At 39.4% G+C, this 24,367-nt stretch carries 17 protein-coding genes; 12 read left to right on the top strand and 5 right to left on the bottom strand.

Going from position 1 to position 24,367, the window contains the following annotated elements; translation table 11 throughout:
* Nucleotides 1–292: 292 nt before the first annotated feature.
* Nucleotides 293–2,005, bottom strand: coding sequence for a PAS domain-containing sensor histidine kinase (locus QNI15_RS21810; RefSeq protein WP_314033488.1), 1,713 nt, complete (start codon nucleotides 2,003–2,005; stop codon nucleotides 293–295).
* A 357-nt stretch (nucleotides 2,006–2,362) separates the two neighbouring features.
* Here QNI15_RS21810 and QNI15_RS21805 point away from each other — a divergent pair, with 357 nt between their 5' ends.
* The 3 genes from QNI15_RS21805 (at nucleotide 2,363) to QNI15_RS21795 (ending at nucleotide 8,479) form a co-directional block, all read left to right on the top strand.
* The gene (locus QNI15_RS21805) at nucleotides 2,363–2,740 is read left to right on the top strand and encodes a hypothetical protein (protein ID WP_314001067.1); all 378 of its coding nucleotides are present in this window, start codon (nucleotides 2,363–2,365) and stop codon (nucleotides 2,738–2,740) included.
* A gap of 76 nt (nucleotides 2,741–2,816) precedes the next feature.
* Nucleotides 2,817–7,322, top strand: coding sequence for a CusA/CzcA family heavy metal efflux RND transporter (locus tag QNI15_RS21800; RefSeq protein ID WP_314033486.1), 4,506 nt, complete (start codon nucleotides 2,817–2,819; stop codon nucleotides 7,320–7,322).
* Nucleotides 7,323–7,336: 14 nt separating this feature from the next.
* Nucleotides 7,337–8,479 (top strand): efflux RND transporter periplasmic adaptor subunit, encoded by a 1,143-nt coding sequence (locus QNI15_RS21795; protein WP_314001063.1) that lies wholly within the window; start codon nucleotides 7,337–7,339, stop codon nucleotides 8,477–8,479.
* Between the two features lie 131 nt (nucleotides 8,480–8,610).
* On the opposite strand, the gene QNI15_RS21790 is transcribed toward QNI15_RS21795, so the two are convergent.
* Together QNI15_RS21790 and QNI15_RS21785 are read right to left on the bottom strand one after the other, a co-directional pair.
* Nucleotides 8,611–8,787 (bottom strand): hypothetical protein, encoded by a 177-nt coding sequence (locus tag QNI15_RS21790; RefSeq protein ID WP_314001061.1) that lies wholly within the window; start codon nucleotides 8,785–8,787, stop codon nucleotides 8,611–8,613.
* A gap of 323 nt (nucleotides 8,788–9,110) precedes the next feature.
* Complete coding sequence (locus QNI15_RS21785; protein ID WP_313982385.1) at nucleotides 9,111–9,404, bottom strand: hypothetical protein; 294 nt, start codon at nucleotides 9,402–9,404, stop codon at nucleotides 9,111–9,113.
* Between the two features lie 196 nt (nucleotides 9,405–9,600).
* On the opposite strand from QNI15_RS21785, the gene QNI15_RS38995 reads away from it, so the two are divergent.
* On the top strand, nucleotides 9,601–9,864 hold the full coding sequence (locus QNI15_RS38995; RefSeq protein ID WP_390902207.1) for a GNAT family N-acetyltransferase: 264 nt from the start codon (nucleotides 9,601–9,603) through the stop codon (nucleotides 9,862–9,864).
* Here QNI15_RS38995 and QNI15_RS21780 read toward each other — a convergent pair.
* Entirely contained in the window at nucleotides 9,785–10,477 is a 693-nt protein-coding gene (locus tag QNI15_RS21780; protein ID WP_314001057.1) for a hypothetical protein, read from the bottom strand. The two genes, QNI15_RS38995 and QNI15_RS21780, sit on opposite strands and share 80 nt — an antisense overlap.
* A gap of 158 nt (nucleotides 10,478–10,635) precedes the next feature.
* Between QNI15_RS21780 and QNI15_RS21775 the strand changes: the two genes are divergently transcribed.
* The gene (locus tag QNI15_RS21775; RefSeq protein ID WP_314033484.1) at nucleotides 10,636–10,911 is read left to right on the top strand and encodes a hypothetical protein; all 276 of its coding nucleotides are present in this window, start codon (nucleotides 10,636–10,638) and stop codon (nucleotides 10,909–10,911) included.
* 130 nt (nucleotides 10,912–11,041) lie between these two features.
* Here the strand turns inward: QNI15_RS21775 and QNI15_RS21770 are convergent, their stop codons facing one another.
* On the bottom strand, nucleotides 11,042–12,271 hold the full coding sequence (locus tag QNI15_RS21770) for a hypothetical protein (protein WP_314033482.1): 1,230 nt from the start codon (nucleotides 12,269–12,271) through the stop codon (nucleotides 11,042–11,044).
* Nucleotides 12,272–13,008: 737 nt separating this feature from the next.
* Here QNI15_RS21770 and QNI15_RS21765 point away from each other — a divergent pair.
* The 7 genes from QNI15_RS21765 to QNI15_RS21735 all read left to right on the top strand — a co-directional run bounded on the left by QNI15_RS21765 (nucleotide 13,009) and on the right by QNI15_RS21735 (nucleotide 24,328).
* Complete coding sequence (locus QNI15_RS21765; RefSeq protein ID WP_313982409.1) at nucleotides 13,009–13,596, top strand: RNA polymerase sigma factor; 588 nt, start codon at nucleotides 13,009–13,011, stop codon at nucleotides 13,594–13,596.
* A gap of 582 nt (nucleotides 13,597–14,178) precedes the next feature.
* The gene (locus QNI15_RS21760; RefSeq protein WP_314033480.1) at nucleotides 14,179–15,210 is read left to right on the top strand and encodes a FecR family protein; all 1,032 of its coding nucleotides are present in this window, start codon (nucleotides 14,179–14,181) and stop codon (nucleotides 15,208–15,210) included.
* Between the two features lie 215 nt (nucleotides 15,211–15,425).
* On the top strand, nucleotides 15,426–18,911 hold the full coding sequence (locus QNI15_RS21755; RefSeq protein WP_314033478.1) for a SusC/RagA family TonB-linked outer membrane protein: 3,486 nt from the start codon (nucleotides 15,426–15,428) through the stop codon (nucleotides 18,909–18,911).
* An 11-nt stretch (nucleotides 18,912–18,922) separates the two neighbouring features.
* Complete coding sequence (locus tag QNI15_RS21750; RefSeq protein WP_314033476.1) at nucleotides 18,923–20,410, top strand: RagB/SusD family nutrient uptake outer membrane protein; 1,488 nt, start codon at nucleotides 18,923–18,925, stop codon at nucleotides 20,408–20,410.
* 18 nt (nucleotides 20,411–20,428) lie between these two features.
* On the top strand, nucleotides 20,429–21,271 hold the full coding sequence (locus tag QNI15_RS21745; protein WP_314033474.1) for a DUF4843 domain-containing protein: 843 nt from the start codon (nucleotides 20,429–20,431) through the stop codon (nucleotides 21,269–21,271).
* An 86-nt stretch (nucleotides 21,272–21,357) separates the two neighbouring features.
* Entirely contained in the window at nucleotides 21,358–22,752 is a 1,395-nt protein-coding gene (locus QNI15_RS21740) for a PKD-like family lipoprotein (protein WP_314001043.1), read from the top strand.
* Between the two features lie 106 nt (nucleotides 22,753–22,858).
* Nucleotides 22,859–24,328: a basic secretory protein-like protein gene (locus QNI15_RS21735; protein ID WP_314033472.1), complete on the top strand. Its 1,470-nt coding sequence runs from the start codon at nucleotides 22,859–22,861 to the stop codon at nucleotides 24,326–24,328.
* The last annotated feature ends 39 nt before the right edge of the window (nucleotides 24,329–24,367 follow it).

Raw genomic sequence — 24,367 nt, 5'->3', positions numbered from 1 at the left:
ATTTTGTTCGGAGAGTATTTTCCTCTGTTTTAAAAAATAGAAAAACGACAGAAGATATGTTAACTCCTGAATGATTTATGAAATTCTGAAGCTGCTCAACTTTGTATGGGCAATGAAAAATAACAAAGTGTAAAGACTTTATTATGAGTACTATGTAATGCTATCAGGACACATATTGTGTCTGAATGGTTGCATCACTTTCTATTGATATTCTGAACGGTAACTACAGTTAGCAAGTAAGATAATGTATTTGTGAGAATAAGAAGAGTTAATAGAGTGAGTTTTGATAGAGTTACTGATTATAAGAGAGAGTTGATACTTGTTGGGGAGACTTTTTTACTTTCTTTCGGGGTTGTCTGAAAATCTTCTGGTTGGGAATTTCAACCATAAAGGAGGTACCTGCACCTGCTACAGATTGCATATGAATAAACCCGCCAAGTGTTCGTACAGCTTCTTTTACTGTGTAGAGCCCCAAACCAGATCCGGTAGATTGTATGGATGCCTTAAAGAACATATCAAAAATTTTGTGCTGGTACTCTTCTTCAATCCCAATCCCATTATCCTTGATAAAGATTTTAACCTTATCCGAAACATCAACAGTAAGGGATATCTGAGACTGAATGGATGTATTCCGGTAAGCAACAGCATTCGATACCAGATGGGTAATGATTGACCGTATACGCTCCTCATCACTGTAGAATGTATCTGTCTGTCTGATATCTAACTGAAAGTGAATAGTGTCATCTTTTGTTTTTTGCTTGATATCATTCACAATAGTCTGAACGAGTCCCGGAAAATGGATAGAGGTAGATGCAATCTTTTGATGTTTTATTTTTACATACTGAGCAATATCAATCAGCAATTGATCCAGTTTGTAGGTGTTTTTATGAATAAGAGCAATATATGACTGTCGTTCGGTTTCATCTGCTTCATCTTCCAACAGATCCAGTAATCCCATAGTTGAGGCAATGGGTGTTCTCATATCATGAGAAGATCTGTAAATAAACTGATCTAATTCCTGATTTGCCTGTTGTAGTTTGTTGTTGGTTTCCTGCAAACTTCTTTCAAAGTTCTTTCTTTCTGATATATCCAGTAACGAGATGGCTACACTGACTACCTCATTGTCTTTGTTACTGATAGGTACAAAGTGAGCAGTCATCCACGTGGTTTCCGTACTTTTCTGAAAGAGAATATCCTTCTGAAAAATAGTTCCTGTCATCGCATTTCTAAATCCTTCTTCAAACCCCACCAGATTGTATGGATGGATATAGGAAATGTAGTCTTTTCCTGCTTCCAGTGTTATATGGTATTCTTCTCTATAAAAGTCATAAAACCTTTTATTGAAAAGTTCTATTTTTCTATTGGTATCAACAAGAATAATATATTGGTTATTGTTGTCTACCACTTTTTTCAGACGTTCCCGTTCCTGTATTACTGCATTGTGGCGTATTTGGGCAAAAATGAAATAGACAAAACACAATGTAGCGATTAGCGCCAGCACCATACAGAATATATGTACTTTGTGAAGTGTATCTACTGAGAATCCAGTATATAAAAGCAAAGAGTGTTCTGTTATCTCCGTTGTAAACCAGCAGATAATGGTGAGAAGCAGATGGAAATAAAAGAAGTTTTTGTTTTTAAATGTGATTGTTGAGAATACAGCAAACAGAAGGGGAAAGAAGAAGTAAGAAACACCTGCCAAAACACCATAAAAGGCATCATGAATAAAAATAAGGAAATTGATGGCTATAATGGCAATAGATGTAATCCAATGATAGAATCCCTTATAGTGCATATACAAAAGTCCGAGGAATAAGCAAACCCAGCCTGTACTCAGCACTCCCAACCAGTATATACCTAGAATATAATCAACACTCGCTGCCAGAAAAAACACACCCATACATATAACCAGAAACTGATAAACAATTACTGCACGCAGGGAACGTTCCTGGTATTTTTCTTTTGGTTTAAGAAAATATAATAAGTGATGCAGAAATGGATTCATACGAAAGGTGATCTGTTACTATTAATAGGTTCCTATACTAGGTAGTAACCTGAGATTTCGATAAGTCCTTACAGATGTAATATCTACATAGGATTTTTTTAGATAAAAATCTATGTATTGATTGTCAGCCATTTGTTTAGAATTAATATAATTAGCCATTGTGAGAATATTAGATAGTAGTTACTCATCCTGTTTTACTTTTTTGTAAATCTGATTCTGTAAAGAGTGTGGGTGTAAATATGTGTGAGTTTTAACTATTTTGAGTTATATATTTGTTAATATGGGCAATAGGAGCCAAAGAGGAAGTTTGTATATAAATATTTTGCCTAAGCTGAATTAAAAGTTATTTTTGCATTTGTGAGAAAATTATGTCTTCACATATTGATCCTTTTACTGATAACGGATAGTTCGTTATTAGATCAGTTTCTGAAACTTCCTGTCTTCTTCCAGCATTATGAAGAGCATAAACAACGGGATCAAAACATTAGCTTGTTTGATTTTCTGTCTATGCACTATTGGGGAGAAGATATGAATGATCAGGACAATGATCGGGATATGCAATTGCCTTTTAAAAAGATCAATACCCATTCGCAACAGGTCTTGTTTATGCCTCCTGTGCGTATATCGTATAACCAGACATTTATACAAATTCTCCCCAAAGATGAACCTGCATACAAGTCCCAGTTTCATCCAGATCCCAGCCTACCTGCCCCATTCAGGCCTCCATGTGCGTAAATTGCAGTTTTAGTACTCTTTGATAGAGGTAATTTTCTGGTATTCAGGATAGTGGCTACTGACTGTGATTACAGCTTTGTTGTTCTCAGTCTTTAATCATTCTGTCTCCAACCATTTTCGTGTGTTGGGTTATGTAGGCTATTTTGTTCTGGAACATTCAGCTCAGAGCAGAGGTCGCATAGCTATACACGCTTTTCTGCAATTTACTATTCATCAAACCATGCTTGATAAGATCATTCAATTTTCAGTTAAGAATAAACTGATTGTTGGCTTGTTCATTGCACTCTGGATTGTCTACGGTGTATATGAAGTGAGCCGATTGCCTATAGATGCCGTACCTGACATTACCAACAATCAGGTACAGATTATTACTACAGCTCCTGCATTGGGTGCACAGGATGTAGAGAGACTGATTACATTTCCTATTGAACAAGCCATCAGTAATATACCACACCTGAAAGAAAGCCGTAGTTTGTCCCGTTTTGGATTGTCGCTGATTAGTGTGGTCTTTGAGGACGATGCAGATATTTACTGGGCACGTCAGCAGGTAACTGAACGCCTGCAACAAATAGAAATCAATGAAAACGCCCGCAAGCCCGAACTGGCACCTGTGTCTACAGGCCTGGGTGAAATCTACCAGTATGTCCTTCGCCCAAAGAATGGATATGAAGACAAGTATTCATTGGCTGATCTGCGTACGATTCAGGATTGGATTGTACGTCGGCAGTTACTGGGAACAAAAGGGGTTGCGGATGTCTCAACGTTTGGAGGTGAACTAAAACAATATGAGGTAGCTATCAATCCCTATCAGTTAAAATCACTTGGATTGACTATTTCTGATGTATTCAATGCCCTGAAGACGAATAACCAGAATACAGGTGGCGCCTATATAGAAAAAGGACCTACAGTTATGTATATCCGCAGTGAGGGACTTGCCGGAAGTATTGCTGATATTGAGAATATTGTTGTTAAAAACACAACCGATGGGACACCTGTACTTATAAAAAATGTAGCAGCTATACGTTTAGGGGCTGCTACCCGCTATGGTGCCTTAACTTTTTATCCCAATGGTGAAGTAGTGGGTGCTATTGTGATGATGCTGAAAGGAGAGAATTCCTCTGAGGTAATCCAGAATGTAAAACAACGTATTGAGGAAATCCGGAAGACACTACCTGCTGGACTTGTGATTGAGCCTTTTTTGGATCGTACCAAAATGGTAAATAACGCCATTGGCACAGTAGAACATAATTTAATGGAAGGGGCGTTGATTGTGATTTTTGTGCTGGTAATCTTCCTGGGTAATCTGCGGGCAGGATTGATTGTAGCTTCGGTGATTCCACTGGCTATGCTCTTTGCCATTATCATGATGAATACATTTGGCGTGAGTGGCAACCTGATGAGTCTGGGTGCACTGGATTTTGGATTGATTGTTGATGGCGCTGTAATCATCGTAGAGGCTATTCTGCATCACCTGCATTTCTCAAAAAGATACCAGCATGTCAATACACTTTCTCAGGAGGAACTTAATCTGGAAGTAGCAGGTTCCGCTTCGCGAATGATGAATGCTGCCGTATTTGGACAGATTATTATCCTGATTGTATATCTGCCTATTCTTTCATTGGAAGGGATCGAAGGAAAGATGTTCAAACCTATGGCACAGACAGTAGTTTTTGCCATTATGGGAGCTTTTATTCTTTCGCTTACCTATGTACCGATGATTAGCTCACTTTTCATCAGCAAAAAGCTATCTCATAAGCCAACGATTTCTGACAGAGTAATGGACAAACTTGAAAACCTGTATCAACGGTTGTTGGGGAAAGCACTACAATTTCGGAAGACATTGGTTTTGTCTGCATTTGGATTATTTGCATTGGCTGTAGTTATCTTTTCCAACATGGGAGGAGAGTTTATTCCCCAACTGGAAGAAGGAGATTTTGCAGTAGAAACGCGGCTTCTGGTAGGAACCAATTTGTCTACTACTATCAAGAGTTTTCAACAGATAGGAGAGGTGCTGGAGAAGAAGTTTCCAGAAATAGAAAAGATTGTATCACGTGTGGGGAGTGCCGAAATCCCTACCGATCCTATGCCTATCGAAGGAGGAGATATGATCATTGTACTGAAAGACAAATCTGAATGGACAAGTGCCAGCAGCTTCCCTGAACTGGCTTCCAAAATGTCGGAAGCAGTGCAGAATGCTATTCCTGGTGTGACACAAGGATTTCAGTTTCCGGTTCAAATGCGTTTCAATGAACTGATGACAGGAGCCAAACAGGATGTGGTTTGTAAAGTATTTGGCGAAGACCTTAATACACTTGCCCGTTATGCAGAACAGATTGGTACTATCAGCAAAACGGTAGGTGGAACAGCAGACTGGTATGTTGAAAAGGTAACAGGTATGCCGCAGGTGGTTATTCGATACAATAGGGCAGAGATTGCCAAATATGGGTTAAATATTGAAGAGATAAATCGTACTGTCAATGCTGCTTTCGCTGGAGCAGCTGCCGGACAAATCTATGAAGGCGAGAAACGATTTGATCTGGTGGTGCGTGTAGGGAGTGAAGGACGGAGGAATATTGCAGATGTGAGAAACCTGATGATTGCTACTACCCGTGGGAATCAGATTCCACTGTATCAGGTAGCTGCTATAGATGAAGTAGAAGGCCCTAATCAGATTCAGCGAGAGAATGCTAAACGCAGAATTACTGTTGGCTTCAATGTAAGAGGACGTGATGTGCAATCTATTGTCGAAGAACTCCAGCGGAAAATAAATCAGAAAGTGAAACTGGAACCCGGTTATACTATTACGTATGGTGGCGCATTTGAGAACCTGCAACAGGCCAAACAACGTTTGAGCATTGCCGTGCCTGTGGCTCTGCTACTCATTTTTGTGATGCTTTACTTTGCTTTTTCTTCTGTAAAAGAAGGGGCTTTAATTTATACAGCCATACCGTTATCTGCTATAGGAGGTGTGTTTGCACTGGCTTTGCGGGGTATGCCTTTCAGTATCTCAGCAGGGGTGGGCTTTATTGCCTTGTTTGGGGTGGCTGTATTAAATGGCATCGTATTGATCTCAGAGTTTAATCGCCTCAAAAAAGAAGACAGGATAGTGGACACTTTACAGTTGGTGATGCAGGGAACGCGCAACCGTTTGAGGCCAGTTCTGATGACAGCAGCCGTGGCTTCATTGGGTTTTTTGCCTATGGCACTGAGTAATGGAGCTGGTGCAGAGGTACAACGTCCATTGGCTACTGTGGTGATAGGTGGTTTGATCACTGCTACTTTGCTGACCTTATTTGTATTACCAGCCTTGTATCTGATGTTTGAAGGCAAATCCAAAGCAAAGCCCAATCAGACAGTAGTCGCTGCTATAGCGTTATTCCTGGTTGCTATAGCTGCTAATGGGCAGACTACCCCAACTACTCCAATCAGTATTAATCAGGCTGTAACGCTGGCAGTAGAACACAATCTACAGATGCAGAGTGCCCGTCTGAATGAAAAAGCAGAAGGTATACGCCAGAAAAGCTCTTTTGAACTGGCCAAAACGCAACTATCTGCTGATTATGGGCAAATGAATAGTATACAGAATGATACCCGGTTTGGCATTAGCCAGTCGATCAGTTTTCCGTCTGTATACAGTAATCAAAAGAAATCATTACGTGAAAATTACCTGGCAGCACAGGCCGAAACCAGATTAACAGAACTTGACCTAAAAGCCAATGTGCGACAGCTATTTTACGAACTGGTTTGGCTGCATGAAAAACAAAAGCTGTTGCACTATGCTGACAGCATTTATCTGTTGTTTGAGTCCAAAGCCAGTCTGCGATTCAAGACGGGTGAGACCAATATTTTGGAAAAAACAACTGCCCAGTCTCATCGTCAGCAGATAGCGAATCAGTTGCGGATGATCTCTTCCGATATCACTATCGCAATGCGCCAGTTTAATCTGTTGCTTGGTGACAATACTCAGTATCGGCCTGTAACGGACAGTGTTCGCATTTCTTTTGCTTTCAATCAAGCGGTTACTCTGGAACAACTGCCTCAGGTATCTCTTACACAACACCAGACAGAAGCAGCTAAGTGGAGATGGCGAGCCGAAAAATCCAGACTTCTGCCTGATCTTATAGTAAGCTATAACAACCAGAGTATAGCTGGTTATCAGATTGTGAATGGGCAAGATACCTATTTCCCAACAAACAGACGATTTAGCTATGTCAGTGCTGGTATTGGCATACCTCTGTTTTTTGGAGCACAATCGGCTAAAATAAATGCTGCAAAAGTAGAATGGGAGATAGCACAGAAACGAAGCGATTACAGGTTATCGCAACTACAGACAGAATGGCAAACTGCCTATGAACAGGTGCAGAAGTATGCTAACAGTCTGGAATATTATCAGCAACAGGCACTAGAGAATGCTACTACTATCATTACTACCGCTGACACACAGTTTATCGGAGGGGAGATTGATTACCTGCAATGGGTAATTCTGGTAGATCAAGCTATTGGAATTAAAAATGAATACCTGGATATACTTAATAGTTATAATCAATCGGTTATCCAGGCCCAAAAATTACTGAACTTATAAAACACAGGCAGACTATGAAAAAATATATAATTTTCGTTTTTGCTGTTTTGACAATAGCAGCTTGTCAGAATCAGGACAACGCAAAAGAAGCAGCTTCTGAACAAGCACCTGCTGATACCAGTATAGTAAAACTAACCGATGAACAGATTAAAAATGCAGGTATTGAAGTAGGTACACCCAAAAGCACTCTGGTGAATGGTATACTTCAGCTACAAGGTACTATTGATGTTCCTCCACAAAGTGCAGTAAGTGTAAGTTTTCCCTTGGGTGGCTATTTGAGAAAGACAGATCTTCTACCCGGAATGCATGTACGAAAAGGACAGGTACTGGGTGTATTGGAAGATATGCAGTTTATTCAACTGCAACAAGATTATTTATCTGCTAAGGAAAAATTCCAGTTGGCAAGCACTGAATATGCACGTCAACAGGAGCTCAATGTCAGTAAGGCAAGTAGTGATAAAGTATTGCAGCAAAGTAAAGCTGAATTGGAAAGCCAGCGTATCAATACACGGGCTCTGGCTGAAAAACTGGAACTGATTGGACTCAATCCTAACCGGCTTACCGCTGATAACATTTCCAGAACCGTAAATATTATATCACCTATAAATGGTTTTGTAACAAAGGTCAATGTGAACATTGGAAAATATACTTCTCCAACAGATGTTCTCTTTGAACTGGTTAACCCTGAAGATATACATCTGGCACTAAATGTATTTGAGAAAGACATTAATCATTTGTCTGTAGGACAAAAAGTGATAGCCTACAACAATGAGAATCCGGATAAAAAATACGAAGCTGAAATTTTACTGATTAGTAAACATCTGGACCAGGATAGAATGGCTACTATACATTGCCACTTTAAGCAGTTTGATGCTACTCTGTTGCCCGGTATGTTTATGAATGCAGAAGTAGCTGTGAATAATAAAACCGCTCTGACTGTGCATGAAGATGCTGTGGTACGCTGGCAAAATAGTTTTTATGTATTTGAGGAAAAAGAGCAGAATACATTTTATATGAAACGTGTGGTACCGGGTAATACCAATGGTGATCTTGAACAGATAGATGCTCCAGGCATTACCACCACCACAAAACTGGTAACTAAAAATGCTTATGCCTTACTGATGAAAATGAAAAATAGTGCAGAAGGAGAAGATTAAAAAAAGTATAACTTCTAATTGCAAGGCCCAACATTTTTAACTATTAATGGTAGGAACATTTTCTATGTGAGCACTTACATAAAGCAAAATGTTCCTACCACCATTAGACAGTAATTTCTGAGTTTTCCGTATTAGTTATCACTGTCATCACTATCAGTTGTATCTTCGGGTAGGTCTTCCTGATCCAGAGGGGCTTTGTCCTTTTCTTTGTTAATTAACCGTCTGATTTTTGCGTACTGTGAATCTGCATTGCGTTCACTTGAATAACCAGATGGGGCTTGTTCTTTTTTTTTCTTTTGGCCTTTCATAGATGTTGTGTATTGTTTGTAAGAGTAAGTAAATCCTGTTGGACTGATTTTAGTATACCGTGCCTAGTGATTGGTGTTATATAGTTGGAATGCTTGCAGAGATGTTACCATATCTTAGCCTTGATACATACCAGAGCCACTTAGTGACCTGCAAAAATGTATGATTATCTATACATATGGCAGAGATGTTGGTAAATTACAGAAATTCCTGAGTCAAACTCAAAAAGTATACACTTTTTTGTTGAACGGAGTTTTATTACATAAACAATGAAACAGATCAACTTGAAATAGGCAGATTGTAGCTAGTGTAAGGCTGTCAGAGGTTAGGGTCTGTAACGCCTTCGTATGTCCACAATATCAAGAATTCTATCGATCTCTGATACGGGTAAGCGCCCTAACTGCATAATGAATTTACAAATGGAGCAGAATTCAGTGTGTAACTGAAGTGTGAGGTCTAGTCGCTGACGACTTATTTCCAGTCGTTCCCGAATCAACTCCCATTCGGTTATCTGTTTTATTTCAGAGGGTAGAATAAAAATCTGTTTATACGCCAGTACATTCCGCATGTAATCGCAAAAAAGAGAATGAATCTCTGGATCTTTTAGGATCTGTTTCACAGATTTGATCATAATCAAATCAATCGGGCTCTGACTCATGGGACATCTGGCTGGGTTCCACAAGATAACAATTTAATCTGAAGATAGGTTGTGAAAGTGAATGATTTTGTGCAGGCAGTACATACTAGTATTTTTAGAGAACAGAGTATATACGTGATTCTTCGTATGAAATAAGATACTGTTTACACACTATATCATGATTTTGGATTCACTGGTTACAGACAGACTACTTCTGAGAAAATGGATGGAGGCGGATAGTAAGCCATTTGTAGAAATGAATCAAGATCCTGAGGTAATGAAATATTTTCCCAAAACACTATCAGAAGAAGATATACTATCTTTTGTACAAAGAATCACAACTCATTTTGACAAACACCAATTTAGATTGTTTGTACTTGAAGACAAAGCTTCAACCGAATTCGTTGGTTTTGGGATGGTTGCATTCGAGCCAGGTCAGTAAGACGTGTTTGGTTGGAAACAGTACTAAACGATCCAGAACGAGTTGTTTGTTGAGGCAAAACCGAAAGCATACGTGTGTGCTGTTGTAGTTGCTTATTGGCAGAAGTAGTGCTTTGTGTTGCGATATTAGATTGCTGTTGAGCTACAAATGCCTCAAAATTAATATTTTCCTGTTGTTCCAGCTGTTCAAAGTATTTCCAGTTAGCATAGGCAGCCTGAGCCCTGACACAGATTTCATCCCGTTTGGCTTCTTTCAGTACCAGTTTAGCCACATTGTCTTTATCTTTCTTGCTTTCTATCACAGCCAGGTGATGTTCATTGCGTTTATACTTTTTATCAATCTCTTTGAACTCCTTCTCAACCTTTTTCAGCGTTTTATCACGTTCTTTGGAAGGTGCTGCCTGTTCCAGTTCTGTTTTCTGATTTTGTAGTTGGTGTAAAAGACCCGTCAAATGTAGTTGTAAGACCCGAGAGGTTTGTTCATCTTCAGCAAGTAGCTTAATCCGTTTTTTCATGTGATGAATCCGTTCATTTTCACGAGCTTCAAAAGCTAGTAATCGGTAATAGTCAGATCTGTTTTTGCGAATTGCTGAAGCTAACGTTTTCTTTGCCATAGAATTACACTAATTGATTTTTAGGTTGTTTTAATACCCTGAAGATACGAAAATGGCAAGCCTGCTCCAAAAATATTCGAACTATTTTCAGGGCTTACAGTCAGGTGGTTAAGAGAGTTTGTGCAAAATATTTTTCAGTCACAGGGACTAAAAGTAATGTGGCATGTAATGAAGAAGAAATCACTCGTGAAAATGCAAAGTCTACAGACGAAGAGTTTACTAAAAAGATGGGAGGCAATATGCCACTGGTATCTGGAAGATCAACAGTGAGCTTTACTGAAAACGATCTTACTGCCAATGTGGCTCAGAATATTGAAAAGGTATTCTATACGAGTGATTTTCGAACCAACTGCTATGTTACGTTTAGTGAAAAGTGGGCTAACTTTCGGAATGCCAATGATGTGCCTTATCTTTACAGCAAAATCAGAGGGTGATTGGAAACGCGGAGTTCTGAATGAGACCTTTGACAGTCCAGGTTGAAAACTATCAGGACTTTGATAACTTTTGAAAAACATCAGAGTTCTCATTACAAAGAAAAACTATCAGAACTCTGATCGTACTCACCTATTGAGTAGGCGTAATCAATCGTGGATTGATTTGTCGGATACGATTAAGCCTATTGGGCGCAAGCAACTTAAATTTTAGCGCATTTTTTATAGCTACATCTGTTACACAATTGCCTGTCTGCTTTAGTGTGACTCGTAAAGCATTTAGTTTGACCGTTACATTTGTATTGCTCCCTACATCATCTCCTTTGCCATCTCCCATGAATGTATACGTTTGAACAGGCCCAGTACCGGCAAATTTATCCAGTTCATGGTCATTATCTCGATAGGAGTAACTGCTTTCTACAGGTCCTATAATTTCTGTGATTTGCCAGCCGGGATCTGCCTGATAAATAGTTGATTTCTGAGTCCCTCTTGCTTCTGTCCAGTCGTCTTCTGTTTCTTTGGCCGACATATAGATAACGGCATCTACACGATTGCCTTGATTTTCCAACTTTACAGTGCAGTATATATCCGGACCGTTTCCATCAAATTCCCGATCTCCTGAACCTATATGTGGAGGCATAAAAGAGATTGGAGATATCGAAATATTGGGAGAAGTCTTGACTTCACAGATAGGAGTTGTTTTTTGGAGGATGCCTATGGAAGAGATATTTCGGTCATTCCATTGTAGAATAATCCGTGTACTGGCTCCGGTAAGGTTTACACCATTGCCTCCCAGATTTAATGTCATATGATAGTGGGTCGGCTGGTCCATAAAAGAGGAAATATCTGTAAGTGCTCCTCCATTTTCAAGCAATACTTTGATCTTCGCTTTGTCAAAATCATATCCATAAAATTCAATCTTATTTCTTCGTGAAGGGTCCAGTTCCATATCGATAGCCAGAGGAATTACCGTACATAGCTGTGGTTCTAGTGGAGGAGGCTGATTACCCAGCAATTGTGCCTTAATATTTTGTAAGCCTTGTATCAACCTGTTTCGAAAAAAATCTGCATCACAACGTATTTCAGAACCAGATGCTGCTATGGCCCTATTGAGCAAATCTGTCATCTCTGTTCGAATGGTAGACTGAACATCTTTGGGTAGATCATTGATTGCCTTTTGCAGGATTTCCCGCCAGTTGGCAGACTCACTGGATAAATCACCAATGGCATTATCAATAACAGACGTCACTTGGGTAGTGACATTATTGGCAGTGCCCAATATATCTCCAATAGCACTTTTGATTCCACATTGTGTAAAGCATACAAGAATACACAGACAGCAGACAGGCAGGAAACGTGACATGATCTGATTGTGAGATAGGTTAAAAAACAGAATAAGCAAAAGACGAATTCAAAAGAGTACTGGAATGTGCAATAGTCAACTGAATTGATATTCGGAGTAAATACTTATTGCTAAGTGCTTTACTGTTAGTGGATTAAATAAGATGAGGTAAACAGATGTATCCGAAGACTGTCTGATTTGTTATTTGTGTTTTCGAAATACCAGCAGAACCTGAATGAATTTTTATATAGTATTAACCAGGAAATTTTACTTGAATAAGTGGAAAGTGTATGTATTATTCTACCTATTGCCTTGTATACAGAGGAGTATGGAGAATATAAAGGCATGGAAAAATACAAATAAGTAACATTTTACTATTGTCTATATATAAAATAGAGAATTGTACTAATACAGTATGAATATGTGATTCTGTTTATAGAAATAGCGAAATTAATTTTGTGTTTATTGTAAAAGCAATAATGAATATTGGGATAATACGTTTGTTGGTAAAATTTTATATCGATTTTATACAAATGGCTTTCTTTTTTCAATAGCATTTCGTAGAATTGTTGTCCAATAGGTCTTTACTCTTGTTTAGCTACTGATTAAGCTACGATACGAATGTACAAGGCAACGCGCAAAACATGTCATAAAAGATTGGATATATGCTTGTTGGGTATACCTGACAGGTTTCTGAGCTGACTCCCTGATATACTGAAATTACATTTCTCAATAAACTATCCAAACTATCTTGCGGGATGCCAAGTTTGAACTATTCTCATTTGTCTGATAGTGAGTTATTGGAACTGATGAAGTTGCAAGACGATCAGGATGCCTTTCGCGAAGTCTACAAACGTCACTGGAGAAGTGTATTTCTGGTAGCTTATAAAAAACTGCATGATAAAGAATTAGCAGAAGAGTTTACACAGAATTTATTTGTAGATGTATGGGAAAAGCGGAGCGAAAATACTATCCGACAATTACCTTCGTATTTATTTGGTGCACTAAAGTTTACGATTATTAATTATTATAAATCGCAAATGGTGCATGAGAAGTATGTCAGTTACAAGCATGGCAATAACGATTCTATTTCTCATACCACTGAAGAATTAGTAATGCTTGCAGATCTTTCGCAGGCAATTGAAAAAGGTATGGCTTTGCTACCTCCCAAAAGCAGAGAGGTATTTAAACTAAGTAGGGTAGAGCATTTTTCTGTAAAAGAGATCGCATCTTTGCTAAACATCTCAGAAAAGGCAGTAGAGTATCATATTACACAGTCACTAAAACAAATCCGTGTCCATTTGAAGGATTATATCCTATTTGTACTGTTATTTCTGTTCAGGTGATTTCTTTTTTTGCATAATTATAAACAAAAAAAGCAATACAATCGCTTATAACAAGCTAATGAGTCAATCCTTTTCCTATACCTTTTTATTTGTAAATAAAGGTACTGGTTCAAACGTCCGTTCGGACCTGGATTGAAAGCAACGTTCGTTGTGTTGGGACAAATTGAGCCAAGTTCAGGTTTGTGATAGTACCCAAACAAGGTTTTATCACTAACATATTATGCCAATAAAGTAGGCTGCTTATATGGTGCTTCTGGAAAAGGACTGTTTGCTGTTCTGTCTTCTACTTCTTTTCTTTCAGAATAAAAGACAATGAAACAAACCAGAAGGAAACAAAAACTCTCCTAAGCTAATGCCAATAAAAGATAATAACTCTATTTATAACATATCTTCTCTGAAAGTATTTTCTCTACACTTCTAATTATTCCTTCGCTAATTAAAAATATTCATTTCAATTTCCCTTGTTAATCAGTAGGTTAAGTTTGTTTCTTAAAGAAAGTGGAAAAAAAATAATAATCTGTTTAGGGATAGGAGGGGACTTTGTTGACATAGGTACATAAGCACATTTTAACATCCATAGCTGTGAATCATAAAGTCTTTCATCAATTACTGAAACGATATCTGAAAGGAGACGCTACTGAAGAGGAAAAGGGTGTAGTAGAACAATGGTATGGGATATTGGATAAGGAGGATCTGCCAGGTATCACCAATGATACACTGGATGCTATGGACGATAAATTGTGGAAAGATGTAAAAGAAAGAATCAATCAGCCTAAGACGCCAGTTATACCTATTTCCAGGCCTGATTACAACCCCTTTCGGCGATTGCAATGGGTTGCAGCTTCTGTAGTTGCATTGATATTGGTAACAGGTGCACTTTTGTTCTATATAGATAGAACTTCTCAGTATGGATCTGTTGCTCAGTCTGATCAGGTACAAACAGTGAATACAACAGGAAAACCACTAAGGGTAGCACTAGCAGATGGAAGTAATGTATTACTGGAATCAGGAGCCAGCCTTATGTATTCCCGAACTTTTGATAAAGATAGAAGAGATGTATATCTGAAAGGACAAGCATTTTTCAATGTAACCAAAGATACCAAACGACCATTTTATGTACATAGCCAGCAATTACTTGTACATGTAGTTGGAACAAGTTTCTGGGTGCGGGAACAGGAAAAAAATACAGAAAGTGAAGTTGTAGTGGTAACAGGGAAGGTACGTGTTGCCAAAGCTGAGAAAGGACTATTTCCGAAATTTCTTTCTCAAAAAGAAGAGGTTGTGCTGACACCCAATCAGCGGGTTACCTATACTAATGAAGACAAAGATTTGACAGTGAGTATTGTAGAAGATCCTATTGTGATAAACAAAGAAGCTGCTGCAGCCAATCTGATCTTTAACGAGAATACCTTATTACAAGTATTTGACCAGCTGGAAAAAACATATGCTATTCCTATTCATACAATAAACAAAGGTGTATACCGATGCACATTTACGGGTGATCTGAGTGACCTGGATCTGTATGAAAGTCTGGATATGATATGCCAGTCAGTAGGTGCCAGTTATGAAGTCAAAGAATTAAATATTGTACTCTATGGGGGCAATTGCCGGTAAGAACCAGTAGAAACAAGACAAAAGATTTTATTACTCATCAATATACTAAAACCATTGCCTATGAAGAATAGATACTCATTCAGGTAAAAATAAAAGAGAGAGTACGCAGCGATTGAAAACCAGCTGACAATGTGGGGGCATTGGCAGCTGGTTACTACCCGCCAGGGTAGGACTTTGTCCGCAACCTATTTTATCCGAACAAACCTTTCAAATGTATGAAGAAAAAACGAATTGTAGGTTTTCTGCAAACCACAATCAGGATTGCTATTGCCCAAACCTTATTGGTTACAGTATTTACATGTACTACTTTTGCCAATACTGTAATGGGTCAAACACTGGACCAATCTGTTTCTTTGTCTGTGAAAAATGCCGAGCTACGCGATGTTTTAAAACAGATTCAGGCGCAAACAAGGGTTCGGTTTGTGTATAGCCCAAACTCCATTAATGTTGATCAGAAGGTGTCTGTACAGGCCGCCAATGAGAAACTGGATGTCATTCTCAAAGAAGTATTATCCACACTGGATATTCAGTTTAAGCTGGTAAAGGATAGAGTAATCTTATCTAAAAATCCTGAACCGGCTATAAAAGCACAAATCACAAGTGTGATTGAGCAAAAAGAAAGTACACTGGTCGGACAAAAAGCTGCCCCTATTGTAGTTTCCGGAAAAGTTACTGATGATAAGAAAGATGCCTTGCCTGGAGTGAGTGTTTTAATAAAAGGTACCACCATTGGTACAACCACAGATGGAGAGGGTAACTATCGGTTAAGCATTCCTGAAGAACATAGTAAGGGGGCACTTGTATTTTCATTCATAGGCTTTACTTCCAGTGAAGTTCCCATCAATAACCAGACTACAATCAATGTGGCATTGGTAACTAATGTTAAGTCACTGAATGAGGTAGTAGTGACAGGTTACCAGGAAATCCGGAAAGAAAGCTTTACTGGTACTGCCATTACAATAAGTGGCGATGATCTCAAAAAAGTAAATCCACTGAACTTTCTGCAGAGTTTACAAACTTTCGATCCTTCGTTTCGGATTACTCAGGATAATACATTCGGTTCTAACCCCAACAAACTGCCTGACATTACTGTCAGAGGAGCATCTGGTTTACCCTCTTCCTCGTCGGGTACACAGTCCGACGACAATAGCATGAGCCGAAGAAGTCTGGCCACAAATCCAAATCTGCCTACTTTCATTCTAAATGGATTTCAGGTAGGTATCCAGACTATTTATGATCTGGACTGGAACCGGGTTGAATCCATAACCTTGCTGAAAGATGCTGCGGCTACAGCTGTCTATGGTTCACGGGCTGCCAATGGGGTTGTTGTTATTACTACCAAAAAACCAAAGGAAGGACAACTACGGTTTAGTTACAACTACGATATGTCTGTAACTGGTCCTGATTTAACGGTATACAATGTCCTGGATGCAAGAGATAAGCTGGAATATGAACGGTTGGCAGGTTTGTATACAAGTAAACAAGCCTATCAGATGACAGATGATGAAGCTGCTAAACTGTACTATCAGAAGAAATATACCGTTGAGAGTGGGGTAAATACCTATTGGCTGTCAGAACCAGTCAAAACAGCTGTAGAACATAACAATTCCTTATCACTGGAAGGTGGTTCCAATGTACTGCAATACAACCTGACAGCCCGTTATCAGACACTGAAAGGGGTAATGAAAGGCTCTGGAAGAAATCGCTTTGGGGCAGATGTAAATCTGGCTTATAATATTAACAATAAGTTTTTCTTTACAAACAATCTCTCCGTTACCAATGTAGTGGCAAATGAGTCTCCTTATGGCAAGTTTGAAGATTACATTCGGATGAATCCTTATTATGCCAAAAAGGATGCAAATGGAAATCTCATTCGGGAGGTGGATAGCTGGAACACTTCAGGCATTGTGAATAATGATGGAGGTCAGGGTCTCGTTGTGAAATCTGTTCTTAATCCTGCCTATGATGCCTCATTGAGCAGCTTTGATAAGTCAGCGTATACGCAAATTATCAATTCGTTTGCTGTGAACTGGAATATTGCCTCTGGAATCAATCTGCGTGGGCAACTGAGTATAGCCAAGCAACGTACTGCTTCTGATATTTTCAAATCTCCTCTCAGTAATGAATTCTATTCCTATAAGGGGGATGATCTGAAGAAGAGAGGCCGATACACCTATGGAGGTAAAGACGAGACTACACTGGATGGAAATATGGTATTGTCCTTTAACAAGGCTGTTTCCAATCATTTTGTGAATGCTTCGCTTGGAACTAATCTCAGAGATTACAGCAATGATTACAAAGATTTTACAGTGATGGGATTTGCCAATGATAAGTTTGACAATGTGGGACTGGCAAACCGCTATTCTGATGATGAAAAGTATAGACCAACCGGTTATCAGTCCACCGAACGATTGCTTGGTGCATTTGCTGCTGTAAATTATTCGCTATCAGATAAATATCTTCTTGATTTAAATGCTCGTCTGGATGGCTCTTCCAAGTTTGGTACAAAGAATAAGTTTGCACCATTCTGGGCTGCGGGAATTGGCTGGAATCTCCATAAAGAAGGATTTTTGATTGGGTCACCCATTATCAACCAATTGAAACTTCGGGCTAGTACCGGATTAACAGGTGAAGTATCCTTTGAACCGTTTCTAGCAAGAACTACCTATGAATACTATAGTGACTGGTATTCTTCTGGAGCAGGTGCGGTGTATAAAGCTTATGGTAATGAATCGCTTAAATGGCAGCGTACGCGCAACTATGATTTAGGGATGGAGTTACAGTTGCTGAAGGGCATGATTTATATTTCTCCACGCTATTACTACAAACTGACACAGGATCTGTTGGCTGATATTGTTGTGCCACCATCAGCAGGCTTTAGTTCCTACAAAGCCAATCTGGGCTTTATGGAGAACAAAGGATGGGAACTGAACTTACGGTCAACATTGGTGAAGAAGAAAAACTGGGATCTGAGTCTGTTTGTTAATATGACACACAATACCAATACCATCAAAAAGATTTCAGAGTCTCTGAAAAAGTATAACGATGAAATAGATAAGCAACAGGAAAAACCTGACTACCAGGGCACCCCTTTGCTACGCTATAAAGAAGGAGAATCTATAAACTCAATCTACGCAGTTCAATCACTAGGGATAGACCCGGAAAATGGAAAAGAAATATTTGTAAAGAAAGACGGTACGCTTACCTATATCTATAGTGTAAAAGATATCGTTCGGGTAGGTGATACCTCCCCCGATGCAGAGGGATTTTTTGGAGGTACACTTTCCGTAAAGAACTTCTTTCTGACTGTTAATTTCTATACCAAATTTGGTGGTGATCTGTACAATCAAACATTGGTAGATCGTATCGAAAATGCGGATCCCCGCTACAATGTAGACAAACGGGTTCTGACAAGCCGCTGGAAGCAACCAGGTGATCATGCATTGTTCAAGGACATTACTGACTGGAACTCAACCCGTGCCAGCTCCAGATTTATCCAAAAGGATAATGTAGTAGAGTTGCGTTCTGTAAACCTTACCTATGAAACACCTCGCTCTCTGGCTAAGCGATTGCATATGCAAAGCCTCCGCTTTATGGTTACCACAAATGATATTTGGAGATGGTCAGCTGTAAAAATGGAACGCGGAATAGACTTCCCTTTTGCCCGTACGGTTTCTTTCTCTATTCAAACCAGATTCTAAGCTACTTACTGATGAAGAAATATATACTAATACTCATTGGATTATTTATACTGACTTCCTGTTCATCCTATCTGGATGTAAAACCCAATTCACAGATTGACAAAGATGTACTTTTTGAATCAGAGGAAGGTTTTATGGAGGCTTTGGTCGGGGTATATATACGTTGTTCTAAGGAAGATATCTATGGAGAAGAGCTTACGTTTGGGTTGCTGGATGTTCTTGCACAAAATTATACAATCTCTTCAGATATAAACAGTGGTGGGTATAGATACCTGCAAGCTGCCATGTTTAATTATAAAGACCCTGGCTTTATAGAGAGGAAAGATAAACTATGGGCAGGTTTGTATAATGCTATTTCCAACTCCAACCTGATTCTGGAGAATATCGATGCTCGAACGTCTGTATTCAGAGAGGAGAGTAACTACAAATTAATCAAAGGAGAAGCATTGGCATTAAGGGCCTATCTTCATTTTGATTTGTTACGAATGTTTGCTTCCACTAAACCTGAGGCTGCCGGAATTCCTTATGTAACAAAGTTTACTAATCAAGCCACACCCCGGTCCACTGTAAAAGAAGTGCTGGAAAAGATTGTAGCTGATTTATTAGCTGCGAAAGAATTGCTAAAAAGTTCTGATCCGATTGTAACAGAAGGATATATAGTTGGATATACGGCCAGCTATGATTTCAATGACCTGCCTGATGATGGATCAACAGAGGAATCAGGGGCTTTGTTCTTGCAGAATCGCAGACAACGCATGAACTATTATGCTGTCTGTGGAGCGTTGGCACGTGTGTATCTGTATCAGAGCGATAAAGCTAATGCATTGCTACAGGCACAGGAGGTAATACAGTCAGGTAAATTCCCATGGACAAAAAAAGCTGATTTTACGAATGATGATGACGAGAAAAAAGACCGTATTCTTTTCAAGGAGTTATTGTTTGCCTGGGATATACCTACACGTGGAGGAAATCTGGAAAGATGGTTTCGAAATGAAAACTCAACCCTAATGACCGGCACCAATGAAGGAAATATTATCTATGAAACAGGAGGCGTAGGGGCAGAAGACTTCCGGTTTAAGCAATGGCTCCAGGAGAAGAGTGATGGACGTACTAATAGTCTGCATGTAATAAAATACAACCGGGATGGTGACCGAAACCTGCATCGACTGGTGGCTCCTGCACTGAGGCTAAGTGAAATGTATTACATCGCTGCCGAATGTGTATTTGATACCGATCCTGCCAAAGCCTGGGAATACTTTAATACAGTTCGGTTTAACAGAGGCATTGGAACAAAGATAGAAGGTCAACAATCCAAAGAGATTTTTCTGTCTGAGCTGATCAAAGAAGAGCGAAAAGAATTTTTTGGAGAAGGACAAGTTTTCTATAGCTACAAACGCCTGAACCGAAATATTATCGGACAGTCTGGCAAAATATTTACTGCCAGTGATGCCCTTTTTGTATTACCACTGCCAGATGATGAGATCGCTTTTGGCCAATAATCTACTATTATGAAGCACATGAAGAATAAAAATATACTACTGTTTATATGGATCATTCTGTGTCTGAATACAGCTTGTAAGAAAGACGAAGTCCAAAGCTATAATTCACATGATAATGTGTATTTCGGCTTTGACGATGAAAAGACAAAGGATCGGGATAGTGTGGTGTATACATTTGCCTATACGCCTGATATGGAGCGAGATACGGTACTACTGCCGGTACGAATTTCCGGAATCAGAACCACTGGTGAAAGACAGTTTCATGTAACTGTAGTAGCACAGGGAACTACCGCACAGCAAGGTACTCACTATGAACCTTTACAGAGTGCTTACATCGTGCCGTCTGATTCGGGTAAAGCCTATCTTCCTCTGATTCTTTATAATACTGATCCTGCCTTGCAGAATAAGAGTGTATCCATAATTCTTAAGCTGGCTGCCAGTGAAGACTTTGGGGTAGGGCTTGCCAAAATGATACAGGCAAAAGTAGTGTTTTCCAACAGGCTCGAAAAACCTATATGGTGGGATATGTGGAGTGGTCAGTTAGCAGAGTACTCACGGGTAAAACATGACTTGTATCTGATTTCTGTTGGGAGGGTAGATCTTATTTCAGATTATAGTGGCGATAATGCGCTGCAAATTCCGTATACCTTATATGTGATTGATAAACTACGCAAGTTTTTGAATGATCCTTTTACGTGGACAGCTAATCAGACGAACTATGTACTTACAAAACGTAGTGATGGTAATTACGATTTTTATCATACAGCTAATCCTGGAAAGAAGTTTCTGTTGCAGTTTAATAAAGATGATAAGAAGTACTACTTCGTCAATGAGCATGGACAACGGGTTACTATGAACTAGGAACTGTTTCTCTGAGCTTCTTCCTATAAACTATAACTTCTAAAAGGCAACACCCTTGATGGTTTGACATTATACAACCCTTTGATATGAAAAAGTCTTTTGTCTATATTTTATTTCTTCTATTCATTGTTACTACTTCCTGTTACAAAGATATAGGGAACTATGATTATGTAACTCCCGAAAAACCTGTTGTAGAAGGTGTACGAGATTCATTATTTCGGGCAGTTATCGGAGATTCTCTGCGGATTTTTCCTGTAGTAAAACATACACTGGCCAATACAGAAAAGCTAAGTTATCAATGGCAGATTGATATCCCACATGAGCCATGGAAACTCAAGTATAATGAAAAGGACTTGAAGATCATATTTGGTGAAAAGCCTGGTACCTATACAGGGTTATTTATCGTTACAGATCATAGTAACGAGATGAAGTATTTCTACGATTTCAAGATTGAAGCCCGGACTGAACTTACTTCAGGTACCGCTGTCTTGAGTGTAGAGTCAGGGGTAACTCAGTTGTCTTTTGTCAAACCGGATTATAGCATTCTACCCCGTTTATATGAGGGTATTAATCATGAGCAACTGCCTGGCAAACCGTTTCAGTTATTATACATTAATCGTCAGAGTCTGGATTTTTCCTATTGGGTTCTGGGGGAAGGCGAGAAGCCAGGTGTCATTATAGATGCCAACACTATGCAGAAAGGAAAGTATATTAATGATAACTTTTTTGATACTCCTCCCTCTGTTAAAGTAGGATCTCTGAAAGTGCATCCATCAGGAGTAACTGTAGGGGTAATCAATGGAAAACTGTATATGGGTACTAATCAGACCTCTCCACTGAGCCCGATCTATGGTACCTATGGTAACAGTTCTTCCGGAGATTATGAACTGTCTCCTTATTTTATTATGACCAATGATTACTATCTGGGTTTTAATCTGAAGAAAAAACAGTTTGTACGCTTTAACGGTGCCGGAGCCTATTTTGGCACAGACTATACAGTTATTCCTGTAGGGAAAGGTTTTGACCCTACCAATGTGCCACTGGATCTGGTCTATCTGACGTATGTCAATAACAGCGCCAGTTATGCCTATGGGAAAGATGCCACCGGAAAGATTTACGAATTAAAATTTTCCAATGCTTCCGAGATCTTTTATACCAATTACATGCGGGTATTTAAAGCAAACGATCTGATTACGGCTGATACAAAGTGGGAAGGATCATCCAGAGAAGTTATTTTCTTTTCTTCAGGAGATAAAGTTTACCGATACAACCCTGTGAATGAAGAGATAAAAGTATTGGATACACAATTCTCGGGAAAAGCTATATCCATGTTAAAACTGATAGCGGATGGGGATACACTGGTGGTCGGTACAGAAGGGAATTTGTCTTATCTGGATGTAAGTACTGGCAAAAATGGAAACCTGCTCAGAACTGTTAGCGGGATTCCTGGTGCTCCAGTAGATATTGCCATACGGAAATAGGGATTGGTCCATACTCTTTTTTATTCTGATTTGCTTTCTCCACTGTATCGCTGAATCAGTTGGTGCAGGCCGACATTGTCTATGCTTTACCAAAACACCTGTTTACATGAAAATACAATTTGCTTATCTGCTCGCATTTCTTGTCTGTCTGGTTTATTCAGAAGGAAGTGCACAACAAACCTATAAACGCCAGGGATATACGCTCACATTTGTGAGCCAGGACCCGGAACTCGATGCAAAAATGAAAGATCGGATGGTCAATGCCTTTTTTGACGTGTATCCGGTATTAGTTAAAACCTTTAATCCAAAAGCAATTAAACATGTCCGTTTTCTGGTGGATACAGCCTATGCAGGGGTAGCAGAAGCCAGTAATGGAGAAGTAAGATATAGTTCTAACTGGTTGCGTATTCATCCGGAAGATATCGACGTGGTTACACATGAAGTTATGCATCTGGTACAGGCTTATCCGGGAGATTCAGGTCCGGGATGGCTTACTGAAGGCATCGCTGATTATGTCCGATATACATTTGGTGTTGATACGGAAGGACGAAAATTGTTTCTGCCTGCTTTTGATTCAGGCCAGCATTATACAAATAGTTATCGCATCACAGCCCGTTTCCTTGTTTGGTTAGAGACGAATGTAAAGTCAGGGCTGGTAAAGACATTGGACAAAGCCATGCGTACAAAAACGTATTCTGATCAGATTTGGAGCCAGCAAACTGGTAAAACATTGGATCAACTTTGGGAAAGCTATGCACAAAGCCCATCGGTTGCCCAGTTACAAACAAGTGGCTTTACCTTTACTAACGGAGTAATCTCAGACGATAAAGTCTATCAGGTACTTGAGCAGCAGGCCCGAACACTGGTAAATGAAAAGAAAACAGTGCCACTTACAGATTTGACAAATCAGTTGACGAATACCCAATGTCGGGTTAATACAATAACTCCTTACAACACAAACCAGGAAGAAACTGCATTGTATCAGTCTGGTAAAGAAAGCGTGTTGATAATCGGAACTTTGTATAAGTGCTCACATTGCCCGAATGACCATATCCGATCTGCCTCCGGATTTGTGATTGCAGAAGATGGAATCGGCGTCACCAGTTACCATATCTTCAGAGGACAAACCACAAACGAGCAGTCTGATGTAGCACTGGTGGCTATGGATTATGCAGGCAATGTATATCCTATTACATCTGTACTGGCTGCCAGCAAAGCCAATGATGTAGCCATATTCAAATTAGATACTCAGGGAAAGAAGCTGAAGGCCTTACCATTGGGTGATCCTGCACTGGCTGGTGAAAAGGTTAATATCATCAGTCATCCGCATTCGCTGTATTATTCATTTAGTCAGGGACTCGTATCACGTACATACTGGCGTGATGGAGGTGAAAAAATGAGTGTAACGGCTGATTTTTCACAGGGCTCCAGTGGCGCAGCGGTTCTAAATTCAAAAGGAAATGTGGTGGGTGTGGTCTCAGCTACACGGTCATTGTACAATCAGGACCAGCATGTTCAGATGGTTGTGAAAGAAACCATTCCAGTAAAAGCTATCAGAGAGCTTTTAATAAAGTAAAAATCCAAGAGGTATAGCTGAAAACAGATTATCTCCAGT

The sequence above is a fragment of the Xanthocytophaga flava genome (assembly GCF_030068545.1).
Classification (GTDB): Bacteria; Bacteroidota; Bacteroidia; order Cytophagales; family 172606-1; genus Xanthocytophaga; species Xanthocytophaga flava.
Note: the sequence above shows the minus strand (reverse complement) of the source record. Positions and strands in the feature narration are given on the sequence as shown.